Here is a 4,675-nt window from a genome sequence, read left to right as displayed (position 1 = left end):
CCCCCCCCCCCGGGGGGCCGCGCCCCCCCCCCCCGGCGCGCGGCCCCCCCCCCCCCCCCCCCGGCCCCCGGCCCCCCCGCGGGCCGGGGCCCCCGCGGGGGGGCGGGGCCGGCCCAGCGCGGCCGACGCCGGTGCGGGCCAACCCGTCGACTGGGCCGCGCAACTCGCCGGCCTCTCCGCCGACGAGCGCCACCACACCCTGCTCGCCCTGGTCCGCGAGCACGCGGCCACGGTGCTCGGCCACGCCGACACCGACGCCGTCCAGGTCGACGCCAGCTTCAAGGACCTCGGCTTCGACTCGTTCACGGCGGTGGAACTGCGCAACCGGCTCGCCGCCGCAACCGGCCTGCGGTTGCCAGCGGCCCTCGTCTTCCGGCACCCGACACCGGACGGCATCGCCGCCCACCTGCTGGAACGACTCGCGCCCGAGGACACGGCGGCGCCCGCGCACGGGACGCTCGACCCCGTGCTCACCGACCTCACCCGGCTCGAAAACACCCTGACCAACGTGGCCTTGGAGGACAGCGATTCCAGTGCCGTGATGTCCCGGCTGGAGAGCCTGTTGGCACGGCTCAAGGCGGACCGCAAGCCGGCGAACGAGAGCAGCGCCGCGGAAAGGTTGGAATCCGCGTCCGCGGATCAAGTTCTCGACTTTATCCACAACGAACTTGGTGTGTCCTGAAATGTGCTGGGCGCCACCATCGCTGAAGGCCGGGTGAAACCTCATGGTGAACGAAGAGAAGCTGGTCGAGTACCTCAAGCGTGTTTCCGCCGAACTGCACGACACGCGGCTGCGTTTGCGTGAGGTGGAGGAGCGCACCCAGGAGCCGATCGCCGTGGTCGGCATGGCCTGCCAGTTCCCCGGCGGTGCCCGCACGCCCGAGGAGTACTGGGAGCTCATCGTCTCCGGCGTGGACGCCATCGGCGACTTCCCCACCGACCGTGGCTGGGACCTGGAGAACCTTTACCACCCCGACCCCGGCCACTACGGCACCAGCTCCGTCAAGCAGGGCGGATTCCTCTACGACATGGACCGCTTCGATGCCGCGTTCTTCGGCATCAGCCCGCGCGAGGCACTGGCCATGGACCCGCAGCAGCGCCTTCTGCTGCACACCGCGTGGGAGGCGCTGGAGCGCGCCGGCATCGACCCGCTCTCCCTCAAGGGCTCGCGGACCGGCGTCTACGCCGGCATATCCGGCCAGGACTACCTGTCGCGTACGCTGCACATCCCCGAGGGGTTCGAGGGGTACGCCACCACGGGCGTGCTGCCCAGCCTGCTCACCGGACGCGTCGCGTACACCCTCGGGCTCGAAGGCCCCGCGATCACGGTGGACACCGCCTGCTCCGCCTCGCTGGTCGCGATGCACCTCGCCTGCCAGGCGCTGCGGCAGGGTGAGTGCACCCTGGCCCTGGCCGGCGGCGTCAACGCGATGTCCACGCCGGTGATGTTCACCGAGTTCTCCCGCCAGCGGGCGCTCTCGCCCGACGGGCGCTGCAAGTCCTTCGACGCCGCGGCCGACGGCACCGGGTTCTCCGAGGGTGTCGGCCTGATCGTGCTGGAGCGGCTTTCGGAGGCGCAGCGCAACGGCCACCGGGTACTGGCCGTCATCCGCGGCTCGGCCATCAACCAGGACGGCGCCAGCAACGGCCTGACGGCGCCCAGCGACGTCGCCCAGGAGCGCGTCATCGCCCAGGCGCTCGCCAATGCGCGGGTGGGCCCGGCGGACGTCGACGTGGTCGAGGCGCACGGCACCGGCACGGCGCTCGGCGACCCCATCGAGGCCGAGGCGCTGATGGCCACCTACGGCCAGGAACGGCAGCCGGGCCGGCCGCTGTGGCTCGGCTCCGTGAAGACCAACATCGGCCACACCCACGCGGCGGCCGGTGTCGCCGGCGTCATCAAGATGGTCATGGCGATGCGCCACGGCCTGCTGCCGGGCAATCTGCACCTCAACCAGCGCACCCCGCACGTGGATTGGGACGACGACGCGGTGCGGCTGCTCGGCGAGCACGTGCCGTGGGAGCAGCACGGCCGCCCGGGGCGGGCCGGCATCTCCTCGTTCGGCGTCTCCGGCACCAACGCCCACCTGATCCTGGAGCAGGCCCCGGAACCGGCGGCCACCGACGCCACGCCACAGGACACCACCGCCCCGGCCGCCCCCCGCCCCGCGGAGTTGCCGGCCGACAGCCCGCTGCCCTGGGTGCTCTCGGCCCGTACCCCCGTGGCCCTGCGAGACCAGGCGATCGAGCTCGTACGACGGGTGAGTGCGCAACCCGAACTGACGGCGCACGAGGTGGGTTGGTCGCTGGTGACCACCCGGTCGGCCTTCGAGTACCGGGCCGCGGTCACCGGCACCGACCGCACCTCCCTGCTGGCGGCCCTGGAGGCACTGGCCGCGGACGAGGCACACCCCGATGTGGTCCTCCCCGCGGGCGCCACGGTCGGCGGCTCGGGCCCGGTGCTTGTTTTCCCTGGTCAGGGGTCGCAGTGGGTGGGGATGGGTGCGGGGTTGTTGGAGTCTTCGCCGGTGTTTGCGGCGCGGGTTGCGGAGTGTGAGCAGGCGCTTGCGCCGTACGTGGACTGGTCGCTGGCTGACGTCCTGAGGGGTGGTGTGGATGCCGCGGACCTGGGTCGGGTTGATGTGGTGCAGCCGGTGTTGTGGGCGGTGATGGTGTCGTTGGCTGCGGTGTGGGCGGATCAGGGTGTGAAGCCGGCTGCGGTGGTGGGTCACAGTCAGGGTGAGATTGCTGCGGCTGTCGTCGCCGGTGCGCTGTCTTTGGAGGACGGTGCGAAGGTGGTGGCTCTGCGCAGCAAGGCGTTGCGTAAGTTGGCGGGTGGCGGAGCGATGGCGTCGCTTGCGTTGAGTCAGGACAGGGCGGTTGATTTCCTGGCTGGGCTTGGTGAGGTGGCTGCTGGTGCGGGTGTGGCGGCGGTCAACGGGCCTGGTTCTACGGTGATTTCGGGTCCGCCGGAGCATGTGCAGAACGCGGTGACGGCGTTGGAGGAAGCCGGTGGTCGGGCGCGGCTGATTGATGTGGACTACGCGTCTCACAGCCCGCAGGTTGATGAAATCGCGGACGAGTTGCACCAGGTGCTGGCCGGCATCACGCCCACCCGGTCCGACATCGCCTTCTACTCCACCGTGTCGACGGAGCGCATCGACACCAGCGAGTTGACCACCGCGTACTGGGTGACCAACCTCCGTGAACAGGTCCGCTTCGCGGACGCCGTGCGGCGGCTGCTCTCCGACGGCTACCGGGTGTTCATCGAGGCCAGCACCCATCCCGTGCTCACCGTCGGACTCCAGGAGACCTTCGACGAGGTGGGTGTGCCGGCGGCTGCCGTGCCCACCCTCCGGCGCGAACACGGCGGGCTCGACCAACTGCTCCGCTCGGTGGGGCAGGCGTTCGCCGCCGGGGTCGCGGTGGACTGGGGGCGCTGGTTCCCCGCCGAGCCCCGGCCGCACCTCGTGGACCTGCCCACGTACGCCTTCCAACGTGAGCGCTTCTGGCTGGACGGCCACAGCGGGGAACACGCCCGCGGCGGCGACCCGGCCGATCTCGGACTCGTCTCCGCCGGACACCCGCTGCTCGGCGCGGCCGTCGAACTCGCCGACGCGAGCACCTGCCTGCTGACCGGCCGGCTGTCCGCCCGCTCCTCGGCGTGGCTTGCCGAACACGTGGTGGCCGACAGCGTTCTGGTGCCCGGCGTGGCCCTGGTCGAGTGGGCGCTGCGCGCCGCCGACGAGGTGGGTAGCGGCGGCCTGGACGAACTGGCGCTCCAAGTGCCGCTCACGCTGCCGGCGACCGGCGGCGCCCGGGTACAGGTGGTGGCGGGCGAGGCCGGCGCCGACGGGCGGCGCGAGGTACGGATCTACTCGCGCCCGGACGACGGGGAGGGCGCCGACTGGCTGTGCCACGCGGAAGGTGTGCTCGCCCCGCCCGTGCCGGCGGACGCGCAGGGCGAGGGCCTTGCCGGCGCCTGGCCGCCGGCCCACGCGGACCCTGTGGACCTGGCTGACTTCTACCCGCGGGCCACCGCGGCCGGCTACGCCTACGGGCCGGCCTTCCAGGGACTGCGCAGCGTCTGGCGGCGCGGCGACGACCTGTTCGCCGAGGTCGAGTTGCCGGAGGCGGCCGGTGAGCCGGACGGGTTCGGCATCCACCCGGCGCTGCTCGACGCCGTGATGCAGCCGACGCTGCTGTTCGACGAGGCGGACACCGCATCCGGTACCGGGCGCGTGTGGATGCCGTTCACCTGGAACGGCGCCACCCTGTGGGCCGCCCGGGCCAGCACGGTCCGGGTCCGGCTCACCCGGCGCCCGGGCGGCGGGCCCACGGAGCGGGCCCTGCGGCTGACCGTGGCGGACGCCGTGGGCGCGCCGGTGCTCGACGCCGAGACCGTGGTGCTGCGCCGCGCGGAGGTCGGCCAACTGCGCTCCACCACCGGGCGCGGTGCCCGCGACCTGTACGCCCTGGAGTGGACCCCGCTGCCCCTTCCCGCCACCGCCCCGGCGGCGCGGGGGGGCGGGGGGCGGCGCGGGCCCCCCCCCGACCGGGTCGGGCCGGGCCCCCCCCCCCCCCGCCCCGCGCCCCCCCCCGGGGTCCGGCCCCCCCCCCCCCCCCCCCCGGGCGGCCCGGGGGGGGTCGCTGGGGTGGGGGGGCGGGGGGGGGG

General features: G+C 73.5%; 2 protein-coding genes. Both read left to right on the top strand.

Annotated features, from left to right (window positions below):
- Positions 1–682: phosphopantetheine-binding protein (locus AAHZ94_RS28750; protein ID WP_349996530.1), on the top strand; the 682-nt coding region annotated here is incomplete at its 5' end.
- A gap of 43 nt (positions 683–725) precedes the next feature.
- Positions 726–4,675 (top strand): type I polyketide synthase (locus AAHZ94_RS28745; RefSeq protein ID WP_349996528.1); only part of this gene is annotated, 3,950 nt, incomplete at its 3' end.

Source organism: Streptomyces sp. HSW2009, assembly GCF_040240285.1.
Classification (GTDB): Bacteria; Actinomycetota; Actinomycetes; order Streptomycetales; family Streptomycetaceae; genus Streptomyces.
The sequence above is the reverse complement of the archived record's forward strand: the minus strand, read 5'-3'. Positions and strand labels throughout refer to the sequence as shown.